Below are 24,399 nucleotides of genomic sequence, written 5' to 3' on the forward strand. Positions count from 1 at the left end.
TAAATGAAAAAGAATGTATATACCTGTTTTTGTGTAGATGTAATACATGAAGGACATCTTAATATTATAAAAAAAGCTGCAGAATTGGGAAAGTTAACAGTTGGGGTATTATGTGATTCAGAATTAGTTAGATATAATCGCTTTCCCATACTCTCCATAGAGGAGAGAATTAAGGCACTGTTAGAAATACCAGAGGTATCTGATGTTGTTATCCAAAATTGTATTATGTATGATGAAATTTTTGAAAAGTATCGTCCAGATATAATTGTACATGGTGATGATTGGAAAAAAGGTGCACAAAGAGCAATAAGAGAGAATGTATTAGAAAACATTGGGAAATATGGAGGTGAATTAATAGAATTTCCTTACACAAATACAGAAAATGTTCTTAAAGTAGAAAAGAGGGTAAAGGAAAGGCTTTCTATGCCAGAAAATCGGCGTAGTAGATTAAAGAAGTTAATTGAAATAGTGCCCATTGTTAAGACTATTGAAGTTCATAGTGGATTGACAGGATTAATAGCTGAAAAAACAATTGTAGAGACAGAAAAGGGTTTGGATCAGTTTGATGCGATGTGGATATCCAGTCTATGTGATTCAACGGAGAAGGGAAAGCCAGATATTGAGTTAGTTGATATTACATCGAGATTACGAACAATCAATGACATTATGGAGGTAACAACAAAACCAATTATTTTTGATGGCGATACAGGAGGGTTAATAGAACATTTCGTATATACGGTCAGAACATTAGAGAGAATTGGAGTATCTGCAATTATTATTGAAGATAAAGTGGGATTAAAAAGAAATTCTTTATTTGGAACTGAAGTGGTGCAGGAGCAAGATACAATAGAACATTTTTGCCAGAAGATAAAACAGGGTAAGGCTGTTCAACTGACCGAAGACTTTATGATTATAGCTAGAATAGAGAGTTTAATCTTAGAAAAGGGCAATGAAGATGCAATTAAGAGAGCCAAGGCCTATATTGAAGCTGGAGCTGATGGAATAATGATCCATAGTAGAAAAACAAAACCTGATGAAATATTCTACTTTTGTGAAGAATTTAGAAAGTTTGATAGTAAAACTCCGCTTATAGTTGTTCCTACATCTTTTAACTCAGTTACAGAAGACGAATTTGCAAAATATGGAATTAATATTGTTATTTATGCGAATCAATTAATCAGGAGTGCATATCCTGCAATGAAACAAACCGCTGAGTTAATACTAAAAAATCATAGAGCACAGGAGGCAGATAAATTCTTAATGCCAATTAAGGAAGTGATATCGTTAATTGATGTTCTGTAGACTGAATGGAAAGATGAGGATAGCAGTTACATGAGAGAAGTGATTGTGTGGGGAACTGGAATTCATTCAGAAAAATGCATGCAAATGTATGGTGAAAGAATCAAAATAATAGCATTCATTGATAACCATAAAAAACAAGAAAAATTTCATGAAATAGATGTTTATACATGGAAAGAGATAAAGCAACGATTAAAAGGATATTATATTTTGATCGCTAGTTCTGAAGAAGCTTTTTGGGAAATAAAGGAATTACTTGATAAGGACGGATTAGGTGAATTTGAAGAGTATTGTTATTATCAAATATATGAGAAGAAAATTGCAATAATATATGGAAATTGTCATATTATTCCCATTAAAGAATATCTACAAAAAACTAAAAGCTTTAATAAATTATATGGTTTTTATCCTATTAGACTTATTCAAGAAATAGCAACAGCTCAGGGAGAGGATTTTAAGTCAAAAGTCTTTAAAAAATGTGACCTACTTATTATTCAAGATATTCAATTGAATAATAAGTACGGAAAAGAATATTCTGAATTTTATATGAAGAAGAGAGTAAAGAAAAACTGTGAAATAATTACGATGCCTAATTTATATGGATTGCCCAAAGGAATGTTCCCACAACTTATAAGGAACAAAAATACGTTTGCGGTATGTGATGATATAATGGTTGGATTTAGAGATTGTTATATTGAAGAATTGATTGCAAAAAATAAAAGTAATGAGGATATTTATAATTACATAAAAGGAGCTAATATTTATGAGGATAGAAGTGACGGATATGATTTTTGGGGAGAAGGGCTAAATAAGTTTGAAAAAAGAGAAAGGAATTGCAGTTTTAAGGCAACTGAATTTATTGCAGATAATATAGAACATATTCAATTATTTTATGATGTGAATCATCCGACGAATTATGTGGGTGAATATTATGCAAAACAAATATTGAAAATATTATATTTAGCCGAAAATGAAAAGCCAGTTTACATTCATTATAAATTGGATGCATATGAAATGCCAGTATATGGAGCTGTAATGAAGCATTTTGGAATGAAATGGAATAATAAGTATGAAATGAGAAAATACACCCAAAATTCTCACCTAAAAAAAGCATTAAGTTTAAGCAATTATATTAATGAGTATAGAATCTATTATGAAAAGAGGAATAAAAATTGAAGATATTGATGCTTTTCTTGGACATGTTAGGGGCGCAAAAACTTCATATATGTAATTCCAAGGTAAGTGAAACTCCATTTGATACATATGTAAAAGAACTTGGAGGGAAGATCTATACAAAATGTTATTCACCAGCGCCAGATACTCCTAGAGCAGCAGCATGCATGTGGTCAGGGGTGTATCCTAAGCGTAATGGATGTAATAATAGAGTAAAATGGCCTCAAAAAGATTTGAATAGATCATTGGACAACATCTGGTCAATATTTCAAAAAATGAATTATGATGTGAATGTTTATTGTTGTGAGAGTAATTGTAAATTGGGATTAATCCCTTTTACAGGAAAAGAAAATGTATATAAAAAATCTGTTTATGAGTTTTTAAATAAAGCAAAAATTACAGAGAATTCTTTTTCCTTTTTTTATTTACCTGATCTTCATTATATCTTAAGTGAAATGGATTATTCGGAAGAAGGATATACGGAAGGTAATCAATTCCTCACGAACATAGTGAAAGAAATTGTCAGCTTTTATCAGGGGGGGAATGTATTTGATTGCATTATGATGTTTTCAGATCATGGATATAAAGCAGATAATTCTTTGGAAACACATATGTTATCTAAGGAAAGAACAAATACATTTATGTATATGAAGAATAAGGGGGATATAGAGTTAGTCAAAGATGAAAAGATAAGATCTTTACTTGATGTGATGCCAACAATATGTAATAAAATAGGTTATAAATGGGAAAATGATATAGATGGGAAAGATTTAAATGATACCACGGGGCATACATATGTTCTGATGGAGGATTTAGGAGATTTTTGGGTAGATATAAGTCAAACAGTTGAGCATTGGGGAGTGGTATTAGAAGACAATACGTATCATTGGTTTGAATGTGAGGGAAGATGGTCTCATGAAGCTCAGTCACAATTATTTAATGAAGATCAATATACCAGGTTATTACAGAGTAAAATGTCAGACTTGGACAGAAATCTTGCACTATATCAAACCGCTAAGGAGTATAAGGAGTATACAGAAAAACATCCAACAAGAGACACCTATTCTACTGGAGATCCTTTTTATAGATTAGTATACACAATTGAAAATAGGTATATTACTAATAATACAGTGGTTTTGTACGGGGCTGGTCGTGTTGGAAGGGATTACTATGACCAAATAATTGGAACTCATTTATGTAAAATTTCAGGATGGGTTGATTTGAATTATTTAGAGATTGCTAGTAGGTATAATCGGAAAATCGTGGGTATTAATAGATTAGATGATTTGCAGTATGATTTTATCATTATAGCTGTTGCAGATGCCAATGTTGCGAAGAATATTAAATTAATGTTGACACAACTTGGAGTAGAGGAAGGAAAAATAATATGGGAAAAGCCTAAGATAATAAGGCAACCCATCTGAAAAGGAGGTTTTAGTATATTGAACAATTTACTTTATTATTTGACTACTACAGATTGTTTGAAAATATGGAAAGATAAAATGGTAATTATGTCTTCATATACCAATCTTATGTTTATAGCAGATATAGAACAGCATGAAATACAAAAGGTTGTTGAAATAGATGAAGAAAATATAAGGGGGCTATTTCGAAATTGCATAATATACCAGGATGTAGCGTATTTAATTCCTTTTAATGCAAAAAGATTTTGGAAGGTAGAATTAAACTCAGGAGTCGCGCAGGCAATAGATAGTGGAGAAAAGATATATAATAAAATTTTGAAGGCATTTATGTGGAAAGGACAGATATGGTGTTTAAGGGATGGTTCTGAATTGATATATATAGATTTAAATAATATTGAAAATGATGGTTATACTGTACGTATTAAATATGTGGACGAAGAGATTCAGTGGATAGATACATTTTTCTGTTGTGATGATGGTGTTTGGACTTCAAGTAGAGCGAATAATATTGTTTATTTTATTGAACCTGATATTGAAAAAATTAGTGAAATAATATTAAAGTTTGAAATTGGAAAAATATTAGACATAGCTTTCGTTAATGATAAAGTATTTTTATATGATGTAAATGGAAATGAATATGTGGCGACATGTGAAGGGAAATTGTTACAAAAGAGAGAAAAGATACCAACAAGTATGCAAAGTGTATTAGTGGGGGGGAAACAAATTCGCCTTGGAACAGATGGAGATAGTATATATATTAAAAATATGTTTACTCAGAAAGAAGAAAAATTAGATATTCCAGTACATAGACAATTTAATGGAAAGAAAAAACATTTTCATTATGCTGAATTTGGGGAAGATTATTTTTGGATTCAAGCGCGTTATGGAGAAATATTTGCAGTCAGTCTAGCTGATTATGTAATACGGAGCATGGAACTAAGTATAGATAAAAAGTTGGCATTTAATAAGTATTATGGGAAAATAATACAAGGCGATCTATTAGATGAACAAGCATATGATGGTACTTTTGGACTAATGGATTATATTAGCTTAATAAAAAATTTAGATGAAGATTGAGACTAATTTGACGCATGACATATCAAGAAGAAAAGAAGAAACTTATTATATTTGGATCAGGAAAAGTAGCAACAAGATTTTTGGTAAATGAACGTCTGAATATAGATGGGGTGTTTGACAATAATAAAGTGGGAGATAGATTTTGGAATATCACAATAACCAGACCAATGTACAATTCTCAATATTATATTATTATTGCAACACAAAATGCATTTGTATATGGAGAAATTAAGAAACAACTATGTGCATTAGGATATACTGAATTTAATGATTTTATTCCATATACGATGTATAAGAAAAAGCTGGCTGTAGCGTACGGAAATTGCCATATGTCGGCGGTTAAAAGCTATTTGGAACAAGAAGAGATGTTGCAAAATATATACGGATTTTACCCCTTGTTGCCGATTCAAAATATTGAGGATATTCAGGAACATGATCAGGTGTTTGAAAGAGCCGACCTATTTTTATATCAGCCAATTCGCAAGGAAAACAGATATGGGGAATGTTATGCATCAATAAACATACTTCCTAAGGTATCAAAGAAAGCAAAATGCATTGCAATTCCTAACTTGTATGGAATGCCAGGATGTTTATTTCCACAATTAGAAAGACCTTCAGATGTAAATGAACTCTTTTGTATGTTCAATAATGGTGTAGACATCAAAATATATGAAAGCTTTAAAAATGGTATGGATGTTGATGCAATCAAAGATCGGATCATGTTTGGTGGTTTTTATTCTGATGAAGAAATACAAGAGGGATGGAATGAATTTATTGATAAATTAATCCAAAGAGAACAGCAGTGGGATATTAAGATCAGTGATTATATCTTGGATAACTATAAAACTGAAAAATTATTTGCGGAACCATGGCACATTATGCCTATACTTGCCAGAGAGATAGCCCAGAGAACATTATATGCGCTGGGGATAAAAACTAATATTGATTATCTGATAGAATCTGACTTGGATATATATGAGGTATTTATATATGAGGATGTAAAAAGAGCATTAGGCATTGAATATACGGAGAAGTATATTAGAAAATCTAGGTTTGCAATAGAAAATAATCCCCGGGGTGACAGGATGTCAATAGAAGATTATTTATTATTACAACAAAGTCTATTTTTGCTTAATATGTATCCGGAGATTTGATTGGAGTATGGTAATGAGCAAGGTTATATTTTGGGGTGCAGGTACATACGGAAGAGATTTTTTAAAAGAATGTAAAAAAGCATCTAATATCTATAATGATGAAATAATTGCTTTTGTAGATAGTAATGTTGATAAATGGGGGACTTATATAGAAGGAATAAAGATAATATCGCCAGTTCAGGTAATGAAAGAAAACTTTAACTATATTGTTATTACCAGTATTTATATAAATCAAATCAAAGAACAACTTATTAATTTAGGAATAAATACGAAAAATATTATTACATCGGATGGTTACAGTCATATATGCTATACAAAATATCAATATTATCAGAGGTATGGATATGTATGTAATGAGAGTAAAATGGCAATGATTTCTCCAATTGTGGTATATACATGCATTACAGGAAATTATGATAATTTGCAAGAACCGTTATTAGTGGATAATAATATAGAATATGTGTGTTTTACAAATAATCGTGCTATCAAGTCAAAAAGGTGGAATATAGAATATGTATCAGATAATCAGTTAGATGATATGTATTTAGCAAAGAAATATAAATTTTTCCCAAATGAGTTCTTTAGAGAATATGAATTGAGCGTGTGGGTAGATGGAAAATTCCTGATAAAAAATAATTTTTTCTCATATATTTCAAAGTATAAAAAAAATATGCCGATGATTTGTTTTCCTCATTTTGAAAGAAATTGTATTTATGAAGAAGCAGCAGAATGCATAAAATGCAGAAAAGGTGATCGGGTTAAAATTTTACAGCAGTGTTCAGACTATTTTAGAGATAGTTATCCTATTAATAATGGTTTATATGAAATGGGATGTATTGTAAGAGAACATAATAATCCATTAGTTATCAAATTAATGGAAGAATGGTGGCAGCAAATTCAAAAGTATTCTTACAGAGACCAGATTAGTTTTCCGTATGTGTGTTGGAAAAATAATTTTAGACCTGATATTTGTGATTTACCTATTGGATCGAATCCATGGTTAGAAGTCAAAAAACATAATAGCTAAAAAATTTGCTGGTTAAATTTTTATTACAAGGATATGTAATTTAATTATGAAAAATGTATATAATATTAAAGAAGATAAGGGATTGCTTTATATATTGGATTCCAATATTCTAACAAAATCTGTGGAAAAGATTTTGACGCAAAGTGCAATTATTATTTTTTTGTATTATCTTGAAGATATAGAGAAATATCAAGAGTATATTAACAACATTTCAAAAGAAATTGATGTCTATATTATCTCTTCACGACAAGAACTATTAGATGCTGTTTATAAATTAAATAGAGGAAAGAACTTCAAATATGTTCTAAAAAAGGATGCTAGGGGAAGAGATGTAGCAGCGTTACTGATAGAGGGCAAGGAGATTTTGGCTCAGTATAAATATGTGTGTTTTTTACATGATAAACGTGCACATTATATAGAACAACAAGATGATGTAAATGTGTGGATAAAAAACATATGGGGAAATTTGATAGGGAATGATGAAACTCATATACAACAAATTTTGGATATATTTGAATCCAATGCGAATATAGGGGTTTTGACACCACCAGACCCAATAGGAGAATATTTTTGTTCGTGGTATGGTATGGGGTGGCATGGCTCTTATGACATAACAAAAAAAATAACAGAGAAGTTAAAACTTAATTGTAATATATCCAAAGATATTCCTCCGTTGGGGCTGGGAACCGCCTTATGGTTTAGAACAACGGCATTGGAGAAATTGTTTAGATATCCATGGATGATAAATGATTTTGATGATTCTAGGCTAAGTGATGTAAATTACCTAAGTTATGGTATAGAACGTGTATTTGCTTATGTAGCGCAGGACGCAGGATATGATACTGGTGAAGTGATGACCTTGGATTATGCCAAAATTCAGACACTTATTGTAAAGCGAGAAACAATGGAAATTTATAAGAGGATGTATGAGTTTTATCCATTCCCGACTGTAGAAAGTGCGAAAAGAGTCCAGGAGAATATGGATAGGGTGTTAAATGCTTCTAAGGGGAAAAAGGTATATTTATATGGAGCAGGTTTGATGGGGCGCTTTTGTTTAGCAAATTTGCGGAGGCAAGGAATAGAGCCGGTAGCTTTTTTGGTAACAGATGGAGGAGATAAATTTGTTGATTCACTTAGAGTAGAACTTATAGAGAATTGGAAAAATGATATCGAAAGTTTGATAATTATTACTCCGATTAATGAAAACGTAAAGAGGGAAATAGAGTGTAATTTGAATTATAATGAAATCAATAATTATATTAAATTTTGGGATTAACTTATGGAACTGTTAAAGATATATCCACATGACAATATTTTAATAATAGCGCCACATCCAGATGATGAGTGTATTGGGCCAGGAGGCGTTTTGAGTGAATTTCCTGATCAGTGTTCCATTGTTGTGCTTACTGATGGAGCTGTTGGACAAGGACACGGAAACTCAGATAAATGCACAAAGAGACGAAAAAATGAGTTCATTCTTGAAATGAAATCTATTGGAGTAGAAAGATATTATTGGTTGGACTATCCGGATGGAATGCTAATGAATTATCTTAATTGTTTAGATGGTTTTAATCTGAAGCAATATACAAAAATATTTGTGACAGGAGAGAATGATGGACATGCGGATCATACGGCAGCATATAGATGTGCAATTCATGCATTAGAAAAGCAAAATGTTAAAAACTGTGAAGTGTACCAATATGAAATACATAGTCCAATTCAAAAGCCAACGCACTATTTGGATATAACAGAATATATACAAAGAAAGGAAGAACTTATCCGTTTTCATCAATCTCAGCTGGAGATAATCCCATATGATGAATATATTAGAGTTGAAAGTATATACAGGGCGATACAAAATCGAATGCCTGGGAAAATGATAGAGGTTTACAAAAAGATCATATCCTTTGGTAGTTTAGTAGAAGAAAATAGTCTAGTGGAAAATGAGTTACAAAAGTTTAAGGTTTTTTATAACGTATTGGTGGACTGGCTTATGGAAGCAGATTCGGAGGTTGTTCAAAACTGGTGTACAAATAATCAGATAACGGAAGTGATTATTTATGGATATGCGGAATTGGGGAAAATACTAGAAAAACAGTTGATAAAATGTGGAGTGAAAGTTGCTTACATATTAGATCAGAAAATCACTCAAACATGCTCTGAGGTATTCATTTATAAACCTGGAAATGAAAATATTCGGGATATACCAGTTATTGTAACTGCGATATATTATTATGATTCTATAAAAAATGAACTTGAAGAGAGAGGATATACAAAGATTGTATCTTTACAGAGCATTGTATAGAAAGGATTAGAATGGAAAGCATAATTCTTTTTGGAACAGGAAAATATTTTAAGCATAAAGAAGATATCTTAGATAAATATTCGGTTAAATTTTTACTTGATAATAAAATTGAACAATGTACAGAAGAGATAAATGAATATAGAGGTATACTCATGATTAATCCTTTGAATTTGGAACCTGATTCAAAGGAAAAAATATACCTGATGACTATGAATTTTATACCGATGTGGAAGCAACTTGTGGAGCTGGGGATTTGTCCAAATAGATTGGTTTATCCTTTCTTTGAAAAACCATATTTTCAAAGTGATAGTGTGGTGGATGAATTTGTGGAAAAAATCAAATTTGGAAATGAGCATTATTATATTTTTGAGAAGAACGGAAAAAAGATAACTTTAACAACGCAAGAAGATTGGTTTACTTATTTAAGGGCATTATATAGGAGAAAGTATTCGTTGATAAATGAGATAGCATCTATGGATAATGTGCCTATAAGTGAACAGTTTGCCACGGAACGTGGAAAGCCCATTGATCGGGTTTATATTGAGCAATTTCTATTCAAGTATAAGAAGTACATAAGAGGGGATGTACTTGAAATAGAAGATTCCTTTTATACTAGGAAATATGGTGGTGAGAAAGTTGAAAAATCTATTGTGATTGATGTTGGATCTGCAGATCCTAGCGTGGATTTTAATGCCAATATAGAGACGGGGGAAGGAATCCGCGATAGTGTGGCAGATTGCTTTATTTTGACGCAAACATTAATGTATATATATGACTTAGAAGCAGCAGCTCATAATATAATAAGATTTTTAAAAATAGGGGGAATAGCATTAATTACATGCTCATGTTTATCTCAGAATTCAAGAAGATGTATGGATAATTATGGTTCATATTTTAATTTTAATGCTGCTGTTTTTAATAAAATGTTTCAAAATGAAAAAGCAACTATAGTAGACGTTGGTTCATATGGAAATGTAAAAACTGCGTTAGCTCATTTGGCGGGCATGTGTGCAGAAGATTTGCAAGCTAACGATTTTGAGATGGATGATCGGTATTATCCATTGATTGTGTATGCGGTGGTACGAAGAGATGAATAAAAAAATACCTCAGGTTATAGCGATATATTTACCTCAATTTCATGAAACAGAAGATAATAATAAATGGTGGGGCAAAGGATTTACCGATTGGGAAACCGTTAAAACGGCAGAACAGTACTTTGAAGGGCATGATGCTCCATGGATTCCATATCAAAATAACTATTATGATTTAAATACATACGAAACAATGGCATGTCAAGCATCGCTGGCTGCTAAATATGGAATTGATGGTTTCTGTTTTTATCATTATTATTTCGAAAAGGGAAAAATGGAATTGGAGAAACCAGCAGAAAATCTTCTGAAATGGAAAAATATTAATATGCCATTTTGTTTTAATTGGGCAAGTGAATCCTGGATAAGATCATGGAGTAGAATAGATGGCAATGTTTGGAGCGAAAAGTTTGAAATCGAGAAAGAAAGTGATGATAAGCCTAAAGGAGTACTAATTAATCAAGAATATGGAGACGAGGAAGCGTGGCGAAAACATTTTGAGTATTTGCTTCCCTTTTTTCTTGATGAGAGATATATACGAATAGAAGATAAACCGGTTTTTATCTTTTATAGACCAAATGACATAAAGTGCCTGAATAAAATGGTTTCTTGTTGGAGAAATTGGGCAGCAAAAGCAGGAATTGCTGGATTATATTTAATTGGAGCAAATACAAATATAGTTGGCCTTGATTTAGATGCTTCCATGATTTATGAGCCTAGAACTGCAATCAATCGGATAAATGATAAAGGACATATTGATGTAAAGAATGGTGTAAGATGCTTTGAATATAGTGATATCTGGGATGCTATCATAGATGAAAGACCATATTTAGGGTGTAAGACTTTTTATAGCGGTGTAGTTGGATATGATGATACACCAAGAAGAGGACGAAGTGGTGAATGCTTGATCAATCGATCCCCTCAAATTTTTGAAAATGGTTTGGTTCAAATGATGAAAAAAAGCATTGAACAGAAAAGCGAACTGTTTTTTTTGAATGCCTGGAATGAATGGGGAGAGGGAATGTATCTTGAACCGGATATAACACATAAATTTAAATATTTAGAGGCTGTAAAAAAGGCGAAATTAAGAGTAGAAGTATGTACTGATATAGTAATGGAAGAAAAACAGGAATGTAATAATGAAGAGTTAGTGAGGCTTAATTTGGAAGTAAAAAAATATAAAGCGTTCACAGAAATATTTGATAAATGGCTTGAAGCAGAACGAAAGGGTAAAATCGATTTTAAGTCCTATTTCCATAAATTTCATATTGAGAGTATTGCTATTTATGGCATGGCTATGATGGGGAAACAGACATATCAACAGTTAATAAAAGAAAATGTCATTCCTAATTTTGGCATAGATCGATATGTTGGTCAGTATGGCAAAGAATTTAAGATTATAAGGCCTGAGGATGAAATTCCTGAGGTAGATGCTATTATAGTTACAACATATGATAATGAAAGTATTGTAAGGGATTTGAAAGAAAAAACAAATTCGAAAATATTATTATTGGAAGAATTGATTGATATGTTTTGGAGAAATGAATGAACGATAAAGTAGATATTATTATTCCATGGGTTGATGGGAATGATCAAGAGTGGATTACAGAGAAATTAAGAATCGAAGAGAAATATAATATTATAAAGCAGGCAAATTCCAATATAAGATACGAGAACTGGGATAATCTTCAGTATATATTTCGGGCAATAGAAAAGTTTATGCCATGGGTACAGAAGGTTTTTTTGGTGACATATGGGCATTTGCCGTCTTTTTTGAATCTAAATAATCCGAAGTTAAGGGTAGTGAAACACTCAGATTATATACCCAAGCAATATCTTCCAACATTTAATTCTAATGTTATAGAATTAAATTATCATAGAATTGAAGAACTGAGTGAAAACTTTATTCTTTTTAATGATGATTGTTATCCATTGAAACCAATACATTCAGATTATTATTTTAGAGAAGGAATACCATGTGATGAAGCTATAGAAAGTCCTATAGTACCGGTTGATGTTGGGGCTATATCAAATTATGCAAGCTTTGTCAAGGCAAATAATATTTTATTTATTAATAATCATTTTAACAAGAGAGAAGTACAGAAAAAAAATTGGGATAAATGGTATTATGAGGGGTATGGAGAACTACTGGAACGAAATAAAGGACTCCAATATTGGAACAACTTTGTGGGCTTTCATGATTATCATATGCCGGTACCGTTAAAAAAGTCGACATTGAAGTATATATGGAATATTGAAGGGGAGAAATTAGACAGAGTATCATATAATCAATTTAGACATTCAAGTGACATGAGTCAATGTATTGTAAGATATTGGCAGCTATGTACAGGTAACTTTATCCCACAAAAATCAATAGGGAAACCTTTTTTGATCACCATCAATAATTATAAGGATGTAGCGGCTTTTATTCGAAAGCAACAGTGTCAGATGGTGTGTCTGACTGAAGATTGCACACCGGAAGAATTTGTTATAATGAGAGATGAGATAAATAGAGCTCTAAATGAGGTTTTTCCAACTAAATGTAGTTTTGAAAAATAAAATTCAAGGAATCATACGATGCAATTGAGAAACACAGATTATACATCATTAGTAAAGAAGGTTAAAGAGAATAACAGCAGAATCATTGTTTATGGCGCAGGAATGATAGGGCAGATTATTGTTCCTTATTTAGTACGTAAATACAATCTTTATAGCCATATTGATTGTTTTATTGATACAGACAAAAGAAAAAAAGGTCAGAAGATTTACATTGATAATTATATTTATGAAATAAAAAATACGGACTATTTAGAAGAAAATAAAGATAATCAAATAATTCTAATTACGAACAGTAAATATTCGAAAGTATTAGAGTTCCTTGATAATATTCAGACCTTGGAATCTACAGATGGGTATATTGTACCAATTATGCAACTTCATGAAATTGAGGAGAATAATAATTGTATTATTATAGAAAAGAAATATAAGACTCAATTAATTCCAAAGAAAATACATTATTGTTGGTTTGGGAAAAAGGAAATGCCGCAATTTTTATGTAGTTGTATTAATTCCTGGAGGGAAAAATGTCCTGATTATGAGATAATAGAGTGGAATGAAGATAACTATGATATTAATAGGCATGAGTTTACAAAAGAAGCATACACAAATGGAAAGTACGGGTTTGTGACAGATGTTGCCAGATTAGATATTTTATATGAGAATGGAGGAATTTATTTAGATACAGATGTTACATTGTTAAAAAATCTGGATAATTGCTTATATCAGGAGGGATTTATTGGTACAGAAAAATGGGGAAACATAAATAGTGGCGGTGGCTGTGGCTTTATGAAGGAACAAGCAATGCTAAAAAAATTAATAGATTATAGAGAAAATTTCCAATTTATGATGTCAGATGGGAGTTTGAACATAGAAACCAATGGTGTATATGAATCAAAGCCATTTCTTGATGCAGGATTTAGACCTGATAATACTTTGCAGGAAATAGAGGGTGTGACAATTTATCCATCATATGTGAATCATCCGTATGATTACATGAGTTGTGAGACTCATCTGAGAAATGCAACAATGTCTGTTCATCATTTTTTTGGTGGTTGGATGGAAGAAGAGGACAGAAAGAATAGAAGAAAAACTCAGGAAGAGTATAAATGTATTATAAATCGTATAGAGAAAACGGAGAGTGAACTATATGGAAGATAGAGAATTATTAATTTCTTTTCAGAAAATATATAATTGGATGGAGGATGCAGAATCAAAAGAAATATTTCTTAGTAGATTAAGTTTCGTGATATCAAGGGATTATAACTATATTTATAAAATTATAAGCAAGTATGTTCCAGATATGGCAGCTTTAAATGATAAAGCAATTCCTTCCTTATTAAAGAAATTACCATATGATAAAGACTTTTATTTATATGGTGCTGGCGAGGATGCACTGGCTAATCTACATTATTTTGTGAAGGATGCTAGATTTAGGGGATTTTGTGACCAAGATAAACAAAAGCAAAAGGATGGAGTAGAAGGATATGCGGTTATTTCGCCAGAAGCTATTATTCAAACTAAAGATAGTAGTATAGTAATCAGTACGCATAGGGGATTAGAAGCAATAAAAAAATACCTGATTTCAAATGGAATAGACAGAACAAGAATTTTTATAATGTCAAATTATATGTTTGCTACACAAAAAGAACAATATTTTAATCCTTCATTTATGACGTTTGGAGATGAAGAAGTGTTTATTGATGCGGGGTGCTGCGATATGATTACGTCTAGAAGGCTTAAATTACATTGTAAAAAACTGAAGCGAGTATATGCATTTGAACCAGATAAAAGAAATTATGAAATTTGTAAAAAAATTGCACAAGACGAGTTTGACGATGGCGTGGTAAGAGTGTTTTGTAAGGGAACTTGGAGTGAGAATACAACATTATATTTTGAAGCATCGAATGATGGAGCATCTCATATATCAGATCAGGGAAAGGATAGTATAGAGGTAATCAAGATAGATGATGTAGTAGACCCATTTGAGAGAGTAACATTTATTAAAATGGATGTTGAAGGTTCGGAGTTGGAATCCTTGAAAGGAGCAGAGCAGACAATACGGAGGGATAAGCCTAAACTTGCAATATGCATATATCATAAAGCGGAGGATATGTATCAACTTCCTCTCTATATAAAAGAACTGGTACCGGAGTATAGATTATATTTGCGCCACCATTCAAATGGGGATGGAGAGACCGTGTTATATGCCATGCCATAGTTACGGGCAAAAATAATAGTCAATCCCCCGATAATTTGCTATACTGATAGGTAATGAACTGTTACACAGTTTGTAAGGAAACAAATCAAATTAGTAACATCGTTGAACGGAATGGTGGGTGTATGAATCAGGTAATCAGTATCGGCAATCAGAGATTTGACAGTATTCGTCAGGAGCAGAGCTTTTATATTTGATTATTCCGGGGCTCTCTGAGCCACCTGTCCGGACTTTGGGAGCCACCTTTCCGGAGATTGAGAGCCATGTGTACCGGTAATTCAGAGCCACATTTAAAAGCTCTATTACATATATTTCCTTTATGCTGTAGCTACACACCATTGGTGTGAATACAGGTAAAGGAGGTCACAATTATGACCAAGTATCGTGAAATCCTACGCTTGCAAAGCTTAGGATTCAGTGAACGGAACATCGCACAGAGTTGCGGTGTATCCAGAAACACAGTCGTCAAGGTTTTGAAAAAGGCAGCGGAAATAAATATTTCATGGCCGCTGGATTTTGACATGACCGACAGCGCACTTGAGGAGCTTATGTTCCCCAAAGATAAGTCGGCAACAAATAAACGGATGCCTGACTTTGACTACATCCGCAAAGAACTTCTGCAAAATGGAGTCAACAAAAAGCTTCTCTGGGTAGAATACTGTGAGGAGTGCCGCATGAGCAGCGAAGAACCGCTCATGTATTCCCAGTTCTGCTACTACATCCAAAAGGATGAAGAGAAACGCAGGGCTACCATGCATATCCCGAGAAAGCCTGGTGAACAGATTGAAGTTGACTTGGCAGGCGATCCCGCCCACATCATTGACCCGGACACCGGAGAGATCACAGAAGCATGGATCTTTGTAGGAGTATTGACTTACAGCCAGTATGCTTTTGTAAAAGCATGCATGAATGAGAAAACAAACAACTGGATTAAAGCTCATGTCCAGATGTTCGATTTCTTTGGTGGTGCAACACCGATGCTCGTCTCTGATAACTGCACAACAGCAGTGAATCATGAAAAGAGCGACTGGTATACCACGTCATTAAACACAACTTACCATGAGATGGCAGAGCACTATAATCTTGCCATCATTCCGGTCAGAGTCCGGAAACCCAAGGATAAACCAAATGTAGAAGGATCTGTAGGAAAGATATCTACATGGATAACTGCAGCCCTTCGTAATGAATAGTTTTTCTCGCTTGCAGAATTAAATGATTCTATACGGGAAAAACTGAATGCCTACAATGCTCGTAAATTCCAGAAAAAGGAATGCAGCAGGCTCAGTTTATTTCTTGGGGAAGAAATGCCGTTACTGGCTCCGTTGCCTGCTACACCCTTAGAACTGGCTGAGTGGGAACAAGCCACTGTCCAGTTCAACTATCACATCGCAGTAGACAAGATGTACTACTCCGTGCCTTATCAGTATATCAAAAATAAGGTCGATGTGCGTATAACAGATGGAGGCCTGCAAGCACTACTACACAGTAAGGTATGTGCGGCTTCCTGATTTATTACTGGACTTACAGGCTGCCAGAGACAGCGGAACTTTTTCAACTGTCCTGAAGAAATACACCAAGCCAGTATTACTGATTATTGACGAGTGGCTTCTCTTTAAACTGACAGAAGCCGAAGCCAGAAATCTTTTTGAACTGATACATAAAAGACGCAAGAAATCATCCACGATCTTTTGCTCGCAGTTCCGCAAAAGTGAATGGTACCAACAAATCTGCGGCGGTGAAAGTACCCTGGCAGACGCCATTATGGATCGCATATCGTATGACTCATATAAAATCGACATCGAAAGCATTGATCCATCCAAAAATCTCTCTATGCGAGAAGTATATGGATTAGATCCTGCAATGGCAAAGTAACTTATTATACTAGAGAACAGAGTGGCTCCGTTAGTCCGGACAGGTGGCTCTCGCCACACCGGACTAGCGGCTCCGCCGCACCGTAATATTCACTTGGTCGATTACGAATTTTCTAGATAAAAGGGAGCTGCGTCCTTATTGGGCTTCTACCAGCTCCAACAGTCTGGTCAGTAAGCTGATTCAGACGGCTTCTCCCGAGATTAAAGAGGGCATGGAATCGTTGCTGCAGGGAGAAGAGATCGTAGTAGGCTTTGATGAACAGATTGTATTTGACCAGTTGGACCGGAGCAGGAATGCGATCTGGAGCCTTTTGCTTGCAGGAGGATATTTACGGACAGAAGAAGTTGAGTATCGCGGAATGATGCTGGAACCATGGTATCATTTAAAGATTACGAATCTGGAAACCTTTAGTGCGTTCAGCAGTATGCTGAAAGGATGGTTTGAGAACGAAGCCTCCAATTACAGTGAATTTGTGGAAGCATTGCTGGATGGAAAGCTGAAAGAAATGAATGCCTATATGAATGATGTGGCATTAACTACTTTCAGCAGCTTTGATGTGGGGAATCATCCATCGGGACGGACACAGCCGGAACGATTTTATCACGGTTTTGTATTAGGACTGTTGGTAGAATTACGGGATCGTTATGAGGTCTGTTCCAACCGGGAAAGCGGTTATGGAAGATATGATGTCATGCTGGTTCCACGTTTCAAAAAGGATGATGCAATTGTAATGGAGTTTAAAGTACATGATCCGGAGGAAGAAGGTTCCCTGCAGGATACGGTAAAGGCAGCGTTACAGCAGATTCAGGAGAAGAACTATGACGCAGAACTTCAAAGTCGTGGGTTTTCACAGAACCGGATCCGGCATTACGGTTTTGCATTTGAGGGGAAGAAGGTACTGATCGGGAAATAGACAAAACGGAACAAAATGTGCCGAAATGAATAAAAATATTGAGAACTGATGATTGCCATGGTATAATTGTAGAGAAATTGGTGCATTTTGGGAGGCTTTTATGAATATTGAACCCGTCAGGATAGAAAATATTACAATCGAAAATTTTAAAAATGTAGAAAAAGGATATCTGGATCTGGAGAACCGCAGGAAAAATTATCAGGCAAGTATTGTTGGGATATATGGTCAGAATGGATCGGGCAAAACGGCATTGATTGATGCACTTCATCTGTTGAGGTATGCTTTATGTGGACTTACAGTACCCGATAAATATGCTGATTATATTAAGCTGGAGAAAGAGTGTGCGACATTCAAATTCCAGTTTAAGGCGAAACCGGGAGAAACAGTATATGATATATGGTATCAGTTTTCAATAAAAAAATGCGCAGATACATTGCATTCAGAAGATGAACTGGAAAATGGAAGACCCAAAGATAAAGTACAGGTATTCAATGAAGTTCTTAGTTTTGGGGGTATATCAGAAGGGTATAAAGTACGAAAAAGTGTACTGATTGATACAAGGACGCAGGAGGTATTTACTCCCAAATTGAAGTATAAGGAGCTGCTTGGAGAAGAGGGACAGGATATCACCGAACTACTCGTTACGAAGCGGCTGGCACAGGAACAGTCCAGATCCTTTATCTTCTGTAAAGGTATGATAGAGCGGTACAGAAGAAATTGCCAGGTATTAAGTTATAAGAATGTTATTGAAAGCCTGTATACGTTTGGGCGTATGGGGCTGTTTATTATAGATACAGAAAACACAGGTCTGATCAGTATGAATGTATTGCCACTCGCAATTCAGTATAGAGATGAAAAGATAGTTACAGTGGGAAGCTTCATGCTTTCCCTGAATGGAGCTACACCAATCCAGGAAGAGAAAGTTGAGCTGGTCAGAAAAGTTATTGGAAATATGAATATCGTTCTGGAACAGATAGTGCCGGGATTAACAATTGATATTGTGGATCTGGGTCCTTTGGTATCAAAGGAAGGCAGAACGGAGAGGCTGATTCAAGTAATGTCGTTGAAAAATGGCAGGGCAATTCCCTTTTGCTATGAATCAGAGGGCATTAAGAAAATAGTGTCCATTTTACAGCTTTTAATTATGGTTTATAATGATGCATTTGTTACAGTAGCGATCGATGAACTGGATTCTGGGATATTTGAATATCTGCTGGGAGAACTTCTCAGGATTATTTCAGAGAAAGGAAAGGGACAGCTGATCTTTACATCTCATAATTTAAGACCACTTGAAACGATTGATAAGGGATTTGTAGCATTTACTACAACAAATCCAGAAAATCGTTATATCCGGATGACAAATGTGAAGGAAAATAATAATCTGAGGGATTTTTACTACAGAGATATTGTGCTGGGTGAGCAAAGTGAGCTGTTATATAATGCAACAAATAACTTTGAAATAGCACTGGCATTCAGAGAGGCTGGTGAGGCATTTGGCGCATAAGAAGATAGTAATGGTCATTGTTGAAGGGCCTTCAGATGACACAGCACTTGGTGTTATGTTAAGCCAGCTGTTTGACAGAAATTCTGTTTATGTATATATCATGCATGGGGATATTACGACCAGAAAAGGTGTGAATGCACAGAATATTGTTGCCCGTCTTGGAAATGAAATACGGGGATATGCCAGGTCACAGCACTATACAGCAAAGAATTTCAGGCAGATTATTCATATTGTGGACACAGATGGAGGGTATATTCCCGATGAGCAGGTGATAAACGACGGTACAAAGGAAGAACCTGTATATGAATCAGAAGGGATCTATACGAAAAATCCAAAGCTGATCATAGAGCGTAATAAACAGAAACGGGATAATTTAAGGCGTCTGCAGAGTACAGGACAGATTTGGAATATACCATATCAGGTGTATTATATGTCCTGTAATTTGGATCATGTGCTGTACGATAAACGAAATAGTTCAGATGATGAGAAGGAAGAAAATTCTTATCAGTTTGCAAAAAAGTACAGGAATGATCTGCAGGGATTTATTACCTATATCTGTAAATCCGGCTTTTCAGTAAAAGGGGATTATAAGGATTCCTGGAAATTTATTGAAAAGGGATTAAATTCATTGGAACGACATACAAACTTTGGTATATGTATAGAGGCTGAGTTGAATGAAACTGAGCAGTCATCAAAGGTTCTGATCGGGGAATAAAGATCAGAGGGTTTGATTTTCAGGGAGGAACAAATGAATTTTGAATTAACAGCATCCATGATGTGCGCAAACTATGGCAATCTGGAGAAGGAAGTCAGGGAACTGGAGCAGGGAGGCATCGATTCCTTTCATATTGATATTATGGATGGACGTTATGTGCCCAATTTTGCCATGTCACTGAATGATATGCGGTACATAGCAAGTGCGGTGAAGAAGCCGCTTGACGTTCATCTGATGATTGAACATCCAAATAATCATATTAATTTATTTTTGAAAAATCTGAGAAAGGGAGATACTGTCTACATTCATCCTGAGGCGGAGTATCATCCTTCTACTACACTTCAAAGTATTATTGATGCCGGGATGGTTCCCGGTATTGCAATCAATCCGGGGACAAGTATTGAGACGGTGATGGAGATGCTGCGCATTGTCAAAAAGGTGCTTGTTATGTCTGTCAATCCCGGGAATGCAGGTCAGATGTATCTTCCCTATGTTGGAAAGAAAATTACAAAGCTTTTGGCACTGAAAGATGAAATGGACATCCAGATTTTCTGGGATGGTGCCTGTGGTGCGGATAAGATCATAGAATATGCTCCCAAAGGAGTAGACGGCTTTGTCCTTGGAACAACACTTCTGTTTGGCAGGGATCAGTCTTACGGAGAAACACTGAAAAATATCAGGGAGTTGAAATTCTGAGATGAACATAGCACTTATTTTATCAGGCGGTGTAGGCACGAGGCTTGGAGGAGATATTCCGAAGCAGTACAGGGCGGTAGGCGGTAAGCCCATTATTGCCTATTGTCTGGAAACACTTATGAATCATGAAGAAATTGATGCCATACAGATTGTGGCAGATCCGGTGTGGCAGGGTTTTATATCGGAATCAATGAATGGCTCAGAATGGAAGCAGAAGATGCATGGTTTTACTCTGCCAGGGGAGAATCGCCAGCTGTCGATCTGGAATGGGTTACAGGATATTTGCAGCTATGCTGAAGAAGAGGATGCAGTGCTGATCCATGATGCGGCAAGACCGTTACTTTCTGCCGGATTGATCCATGATTGCTTACAGGGACTGGAAGGTTATGATGGCGTATTGCCGGTACTTCCCATGAAAGATACTGTATATCTGAGTGAAGATGGAAAGGAAATATCGAGTCTTCTTGACCGGAAACAGATCTTTGCCGGACAGGCACCGGAAGCTTTCAGACTGGGATCTTACTGTAGGGCTAATCAGGCACTTATGCCGGATCGGATCTTGACCATCAATGGTTCGACAGAGGTGGCGGTGATGGCAGGCATGAAAGTGCATATGATCCCTGGGGATGAGCGGAATTTCAAGATTACAACTGCGGAGGATTTGCAGCGGTTTGAGAGACTAGTGACTGCTTAAGAGCAGCTTTTTCCTTTTTCACAGCTTTAAACTCAGCGCCCTGCTGTTCAAATTTCCTTTGAATGCCATGCATCCTGCGGTAATAGTATTCTCTGGCTTCACATTGTAAACGGATCTCTTCTTCCTGTGTCAATTTGTAAACGGTTTCAGATGCTTCTTGGAGATATTCATTCTTTTGAGCTAACATATGTAATTCCTCCCAGGTTTTGGCTTTGAAAAGTCTGTATGTAGAATAGAATTCAGGATGGTCAGGGGAAATATTGTATTGTGCAATCTGCTATTTTGAAAGAAAAGAAAGGGATATTTTTAAATGAAAGCATACGTATTGAATAGAATAGGCCGTCTTGACCTGATGGATGTACCGGAGCCCGTGTTAAAAGATGGAGAAGTGCTGGTAGAGGTCAAAGCAGCCGGGATCTGTGGTTCAGATATTCCCCGGATTTTTGCAAATGGCACTTATCATTTCCCGACGATACCAGGCCATGAGTTTGCGGGAGTGGTATGCAAGGTAAAGGATAAAGAAAATGAGGGGCTGATCGGAAAACGGGTAGGTGTATTTCCGTTGATCCCCTGCAGAACGTGTGCACCCTGCCAGAAAAGACAGTATGAGATGTGTATGCATTATGACTATCTGGGTTCCAGAAGTGATGGTGGATTTGCAGAATATGTGGCAGTGCCTGTCAGGAATCTGATCGAGATCCCGGATGGCATTTCCATGGAAGCAGCAGCTATGCTGGAACCTGCTAGCGTAGGAATCCATGCTCTGCGGAGAGTTTATGAAGAAGGCATGAATTCAGCAGTTATATTTGGCCCGGGAACGATTGGGCTTCTGATTGCACAGTGGCTGCGGGCTCTTGGTATAGAAAAGATCATTCTGGTGGGAACCGGAGAAGGACAGAAGAAACTTGCCGGAGAGCTTGGTTTTTCTGAGTTTTACAATGGAAAAGAAGTGGATGTACTGCAGGCAATTCTGGAGAGAACGGCAGGAGAAGGTGTAGATCTGGCAATAGAATGTGCCGGATACAGTGAAGTTCTCGAAGAGTGTCTGGATGTAGTAAAACGTGGGGGAAAGGTACTTACAGTAGGGAATCCCCATGGCGATATGAATCTGAAGCGGGATATTTACTGGAAAATTCTCCGTAAGCAGCTGCAACTGTGCGGTACATGGAATTCTTCTTTTATTCCGGAGGAAAAGGAGGATGACTGGACCAGAACGATCGCTGCCATGGAGCAGGGAATCTTAAGTCCAGAAAAGCAGATCACACACAGACTGCCCTTTGAAGAACTGCACAGAGGACTGGAAATTATGCGTGATAAGAGTGAGTATTATAATAAAGTCATGATCGTGAGGTAAGGGCAGAAAAGGGTTTTAATGAAGTATATCTTATCCAACAGGTATCAGTGTTTTCAACATTTCTCGGATCCTGTGAGGATAGGTATGGCTGGCAGATACTTTTTCATAGCCATTCCGGGCGATCTGCAGCCGTTCATCATCATGAGCAAGATAATAGGCGCATTTATCAACCAGCTCGTCCATGGAGGAGTAGGCTTCCAGATCTACACCGATTGTAAAGTAATCGGTCAGCTCGCTTTGAAAGTTTGTCATAAGGAAGCCGCCACAGCCAAGGATATCGAAGATACGCAGTGGCAGGCCGGTCTGAATGGGCTTGATAGTCATATTCAGGTTGATTTTGCTCAGGTGAAAAATCTTTGGCATTTCTGTAAGAGTCTGGACACCTCCATGAATATGGACATTATGTAAAGCGGAAGTATCACTTCTGGTGAAGAGATCCACCGGGAAATGATCAGCCAGAAGGTTCAGCGTACGGATCCGTTCCAGGCAGGCGGCCTCCATTCCGATATAGCTGTGTGCTGCCACATAACGGTCAGAGCTGGCAACCGCATTTTGTAACTGATAAAAGGCAGAATCCGCAGTTTTCAGATCATGGATCACAGAATCAGAAAGTGCTGCTTCGATTGGATTGTATCCATAAATTTGCAGGGAGGATTCAATTAGGCCACGAATAAAGCCATCAGTATAGTCTGGCAGAGCAGCTGACAGTGTCTGTAATGGACTTTTTTCATTGTAAAGGGATCCGATGAAAGAAATATCACAGGAATAGCGGTTTCTGTCAGCAGAAGAAATCGCAGAGATCACCTGATCAAAACGCTGTGTGCAGGATGCCAGAGGCAGATAAAAAATGCAGTCTGGATTATACGGAGCAAACTGTTCATATTGTGCTTTGTCAAATAAAAAAATCCGGTTGGTGTCATGCCTGATAGAGGAAGAAAAAAGCTCCGGTACCGGAGAGTCTGCTGTCCAGCACAGATAGGGCACACGGTAAATATGGCAGATATCTGCAATTACAGGGAAAAAATTGATACTGAATACAAAGAGCGGTGGATGGCTCTTTAACAGAGCTTCCACAGCAAGGAGACGATCAGTATTAGATATGGATTTATCTGTAATTTCACGTGCTTCTTCGGCTACAGTGAGTCCGGCAGCATGAAATGCGTTGATAATATCCGGCTCACAGATGCTTCCATAACGATAAAATATGATCTCCATTGCTGACCCTTTCTTGCTTCCCTGCACAGGATGTCTGGCATGAACCATGCCCTGATTATTATTTTACTTGGAAGGTGTCTGCCTGTAAAGAAATATTACTTCAAAATGGTGCACG

Annotated in this window: 22 protein-coding genes and 1 pseudogene; 21 read left to right on the plus strand and 2 right to left on the minus strand. The window is 35.8% G+C overall.

What is annotated here, in order from left to right; genetic code table 11:
- Positions 1–3: 3 nt before the first annotated feature.
- The 20 genes and pseudogenes from aepX (at position 4) to WJQ40_RS07780 (ending at position 21,715) form a co-directional block, all read left to right on the plus strand.
- A complete protein-coding gene (aepX, locus tag WJQ40_RS07685; protein WP_337539050.1) occupies positions 4–1,302 on the plus strand; it encodes a phosphoenolpyruvate mutase in 1,299 nt (432 codons plus the stop codon).
- A gap of 30 nt (positions 1,303–1,332) precedes the next feature.
- The gene (locus WJQ40_RS07690) at positions 1,333–2,475 is read left to right on the plus strand and encodes a WcbI family polysaccharide biosynthesis putative acetyltransferase (protein ID WP_337539052.1); all 1,143 of its coding nucleotides are present in this window, start codon (positions 1,333–1,335) and stop codon (positions 2,473–2,475) included.
- Positions 2,472–3,896 (plus strand): sulfatase-like hydrolase/transferase, encoded by a 1,425-nt coding sequence (locus WJQ40_RS07695; protein ID WP_337539053.1) that lies wholly within the window; start codon positions 2,472–2,474, stop codon positions 3,894–3,896. Before WJQ40_RS07690 ends, WJQ40_RS07695 begins: the two co-directional genes overlap by 4 nt.
- 18 nt (positions 3,897–3,914) lie before the next feature.
- Complete coding sequence (locus WJQ40_RS07700; RefSeq protein WP_337539055.1) at positions 3,915–4,973, plus strand: hypothetical protein; 1,059 nt, start codon at positions 3,915–3,917, stop codon at positions 4,971–4,973.
- Between the two features lie 14 nt (positions 4,974–4,987).
- On the plus strand, positions 4,988–6,127 hold the full coding sequence (locus tag WJQ40_RS07705) for a WcbI family polysaccharide biosynthesis putative acetyltransferase (RefSeq protein ID WP_337539057.1): 1,140 nt from the start codon (positions 4,988–4,990) through the stop codon (positions 6,125–6,127).
- 13 nt (positions 6,128–6,140) lie between these two features.
- Positions 6,141–7,154, plus strand: a complete 1,014-nt coding sequence (locus WJQ40_RS07710) for a glycosyltransferase domain-containing protein (RefSeq protein ID WP_337539059.1) — start codon at positions 6,141–6,143, stop codon at positions 7,152–7,154.
- Between the two features lie 46 nt (positions 7,155–7,200).
- Positions 7,201–8,430 carry a rhamnan synthesis F family protein gene (locus WJQ40_RS07715; protein WP_337539062.1) on the plus strand — a complete coding sequence of 410 codons (1,230 nt, stop codon included), beginning with the start codon at positions 7,201–7,203 and terminating at the stop codon, positions 8,428–8,430.
- 3 nt (positions 8,431–8,433) lie between these two features.
- Entirely contained in the window at positions 8,434–9,459 is a 1,026-nt protein-coding gene (locus WJQ40_RS07720; protein ID WP_337539063.1) for a PIG-L family deacetylase, read from the plus strand.
- Positions 9,460–9,470: 11 nt separating this feature from the next.
- Entirely contained in the window at positions 9,471–10,556 is a 1,086-nt protein-coding gene (locus WJQ40_RS07725) for a hypothetical protein (RefSeq protein ID WP_337539065.1), read from the plus strand.
- Positions 10,549–12,096 (plus strand): glycoside hydrolase family 99-like domain-containing protein, encoded by a 1,548-nt coding sequence (locus WJQ40_RS07730; RefSeq protein ID WP_337539067.1) that lies wholly within the window; start codon positions 10,549–10,551, stop codon positions 12,094–12,096. Before WJQ40_RS07725 ends, WJQ40_RS07730 begins: the two co-directional genes overlap by 8 nt.
- A complete protein-coding gene (locus WJQ40_RS07735; protein ID WP_337539069.1) occupies positions 12,093–13,106 on the plus strand; it encodes a stealth conserved region 3 domain-containing protein in 1,014 nt (337 codons plus the stop codon). Before WJQ40_RS07730 ends, WJQ40_RS07735 begins: the two co-directional genes overlap by 4 nt.
- Positions 13,107–13,124: 18 nt before the next feature.
- Entirely contained in the window at positions 13,125–14,264 is a 1,140-nt protein-coding gene (locus tag WJQ40_RS07740; protein ID WP_337539070.1) for a glycosyltransferase, read from the plus strand.
- On the plus strand, positions 14,254–15,324 hold the full coding sequence (locus WJQ40_RS07745) for an FkbM family methyltransferase (RefSeq protein ID WP_337539072.1): 1,071 nt from the start codon (positions 14,254–14,256) through the stop codon (positions 15,322–15,324). Before WJQ40_RS07740 ends, WJQ40_RS07745 begins: the two co-directional genes overlap by 11 nt.
- Positions 15,325–15,692: 368 nt before the next feature.
- Positions 15,693–16,781, plus strand: a pseudogene (gene istA, locus WJQ40_RS07750) (IS21 family transposase); the annotation flags it as partial.
- Positions 16,780–17,193 (plus strand): ATP-binding protein, encoded by a 414-nt coding sequence (locus WJQ40_RS07755; RefSeq protein ID WP_337539074.1) that lies wholly within the window; start codon positions 16,780–16,782, stop codon positions 17,191–17,193. The pseudogene istA and the gene WJQ40_RS07755, both read left to right, overlap by 2 nt.
- A 211-nt stretch (positions 17,194–17,404) precedes the next feature.
- Entirely contained in the window at positions 17,405–18,106 is a 702-nt protein-coding gene (locus WJQ40_RS07760; RefSeq protein ID WP_337539075.1) for a PD-(D/E)XK nuclease domain-containing protein, read from the plus strand.
- Between the two features lie 100 nt (positions 18,107–18,206).
- Positions 18,207–19,610 (plus strand): AAA family ATPase, encoded by a 1,404-nt coding sequence (locus tag WJQ40_RS07765; RefSeq protein WP_337539077.1) that lies wholly within the window; start codon positions 18,207–18,209, stop codon positions 19,608–19,610.
- A gap of 10 nt (positions 19,611–19,620) precedes the next feature.
- Positions 19,621–20,325, plus strand: coding sequence for a hypothetical protein (locus tag WJQ40_RS07770; protein WP_337404212.1), 705 nt, complete (start codon positions 19,621–19,623; stop codon positions 20,323–20,325).
- A 33-nt stretch (positions 20,326–20,358) separates the two neighbouring features.
- Positions 20,359–21,021, plus strand: a complete 663-nt coding sequence (locus tag WJQ40_RS07775; protein WP_337404214.1) for a ribulose-phosphate 3-epimerase — start codon at positions 20,359–20,361, stop codon at positions 21,019–21,021.
- 1 nt (position 21,022) lies between these two features.
- Positions 21,023–21,715, plus strand: a complete 693-nt coding sequence (locus WJQ40_RS07780; RefSeq protein ID WP_337404215.1) for an IspD/TarI family cytidylyltransferase — start codon at positions 21,023–21,025, stop codon at positions 21,713–21,715.
- On the opposite strand, the gene WJQ40_RS07785 is transcribed toward WJQ40_RS07780, so the two are convergent.
- The gene (locus tag WJQ40_RS07785) at positions 21,666–21,902 is read right to left on the minus strand and encodes a hypothetical protein (RefSeq protein WP_337404217.1); all 237 of its coding nucleotides are present in this window, start codon (positions 21,900–21,902) and stop codon (positions 21,666–21,668) included. The genes WJQ40_RS07780 and WJQ40_RS07785 overlap by 50 nt on opposite strands.
- Positions 21,903–22,025: 123 nt before the next feature.
- On the opposite strand from WJQ40_RS07785, the gene WJQ40_RS07790 reads away from it, so the two are divergent.
- Entirely contained in the window at positions 22,026–23,069 is a 1,044-nt protein-coding gene (locus tag WJQ40_RS07790; protein ID WP_337404219.1) for a galactitol-1-phosphate 5-dehydrogenase, read from the plus strand.
- Positions 23,070–23,099: 30 nt separating this feature from the next.
- Here the strand turns inward: WJQ40_RS07790 and WJQ40_RS07795 are convergent, their stop codons facing one another.
- Positions 23,100–24,284: a glycosyltransferase gene (locus WJQ40_RS07795; protein WP_337539079.1), complete on the minus strand. Its 1,185-nt coding sequence runs from the start codon at positions 24,282–24,284 to the stop codon at positions 23,100–23,102.
- Between the last annotated feature and the right edge of the window lie 115 nt (positions 24,285–24,399).

Origin of the sequence: Suilimivivens sp. (assembly GCF_037359455.1) — a bacterium.
Classification (GTDB): Bacteria; Bacillota; Clostridia; order Lachnospirales; family Lachnospiraceae; genus Suilimivivens; species Suilimivivens aceti.

What these genes read in the sequence shown, in the direction of transcription:
- aepX (WP_337539050.1), top strand. Translation starts at nt 4, where the DNA reads ATGAAAAAGAATGTATATACCTGTTTTTGTGTAGATGTAATACATGAA.
- WJQ40_RS07690 (WP_337539052.1), top strand. Translation starts at nt 1,333, where the DNA reads ATGAGAGAAGTGATTGTGTGGGGAACTGGAATTCATTCAGAAAAATGC.
- WJQ40_RS07705 (WP_337539057.1), top strand. Translation starts at nt 4,988, where the DNA reads ATGACATATCAAGAAGAAAAGAAGAAACTTATTATATTTGGATCAGGA.
- WJQ40_RS07710 (WP_337539059.1), top strand. Translation starts at nt 6,141, where the DNA reads ATGAGCAAGGTTATATTTTGGGGTGCAGGTACATACGGAAGAGATTTT.
- WJQ40_RS07715 (WP_337539062.1), top strand. Translation starts at nt 7,201, where the DNA reads ATGAAAAATGTATATAATATTAAAGAAGATAAGGGATTGCTTTATATA.
- WJQ40_RS07720 (WP_337539063.1), top strand. Translation starts at nt 8,434, where the DNA reads ATGGAACTGTTAAAGATATATCCACATGACAATATTTTAATAATAGCG.
- WJQ40_RS07725 (WP_337539065.1), top strand. Translation starts at nt 9,471, where the DNA reads ATGGAAAGCATAATTCTTTTTGGAACAGGAAAATATTTTAAGCATAAA.
- WJQ40_RS07730 (WP_337539067.1), top strand. Translation starts at nt 10,549, where the DNA reads ATGAATAAAAAAATACCTCAGGTTATAGCGATATATTTACCTCAATTT.
- WJQ40_RS07735 (WP_337539069.1), top strand. Translation starts at nt 12,093, where the DNA reads ATGAACGATAAAGTAGATATTATTATTCCATGGGTTGATGGGAATGAT.
- WJQ40_RS07740 (WP_337539070.1), top strand. Translation starts at nt 13,125, where the DNA reads ATGCAATTGAGAAACACAGATTATACATCATTAGTAAAGAAGGTTAAA.
- WJQ40_RS07745 (WP_337539072.1), top strand. Translation starts at nt 14,254, where the DNA reads ATGGAAGATAGAGAATTATTAATTTCTTTTCAGAAAATATATAATTGG.
- WJQ40_RS07755 (WP_337539074.1), top strand. Translation starts at nt 16,780, where the DNA reads ATGGAGGCCTGCAAGCACTACTACACAGTAAGGTATGTGCGGCTTCCT.
- WJQ40_RS07760 (WP_337539075.1), top strand. Translation starts at nt 17,405, where the DNA reads ATGGAATCGTTGCTGCAGGGAGAAGAGATCGTAGTAGGCTTTGATGAA.
- WJQ40_RS07765 (WP_337539077.1), top strand. Translation starts at nt 18,207, where the DNA reads ATGAATATTGAACCCGTCAGGATAGAAAATATTACAATCGAAAATTTT.
- WJQ40_RS07770 (WP_337404212.1), top strand. Translation starts at nt 19,621, where the DNA reads ATGGTCATTGTTGAAGGGCCTTCAGATGACACAGCACTTGGTGTTATG.
- WJQ40_RS07775 (WP_337404214.1), top strand. Translation starts at nt 20,359, where the DNA reads ATGAATTTTGAATTAACAGCATCCATGATGTGCGCAAACTATGGCAAT.
- WJQ40_RS07780 (WP_337404215.1), top strand. Translation starts at nt 21,023, where the DNA reads ATGAACATAGCACTTATTTTATCAGGCGGTGTAGGCACGAGGCTTGGA.
- WJQ40_RS07785 (WP_337404217.1), bottom strand. Translation starts at nt 21,902, where the DNA reads ATGTTAGCTCAAAAGAATGAATATCTCCAAGAAGCATCTGAAACCGTT.
- WJQ40_RS07790 (WP_337404219.1), top strand. Translation starts at nt 22,026, where the DNA reads ATGAAAGCATACGTATTGAATAGAATAGGCCGTCTTGACCTGATGGAT.
- WJQ40_RS07795 (WP_337539079.1), bottom strand. Translation starts at nt 24,284, where the DNA reads ATGGAGATCATATTTTATCGTTATGGAAGCATCTGTGAGCCGGATATT.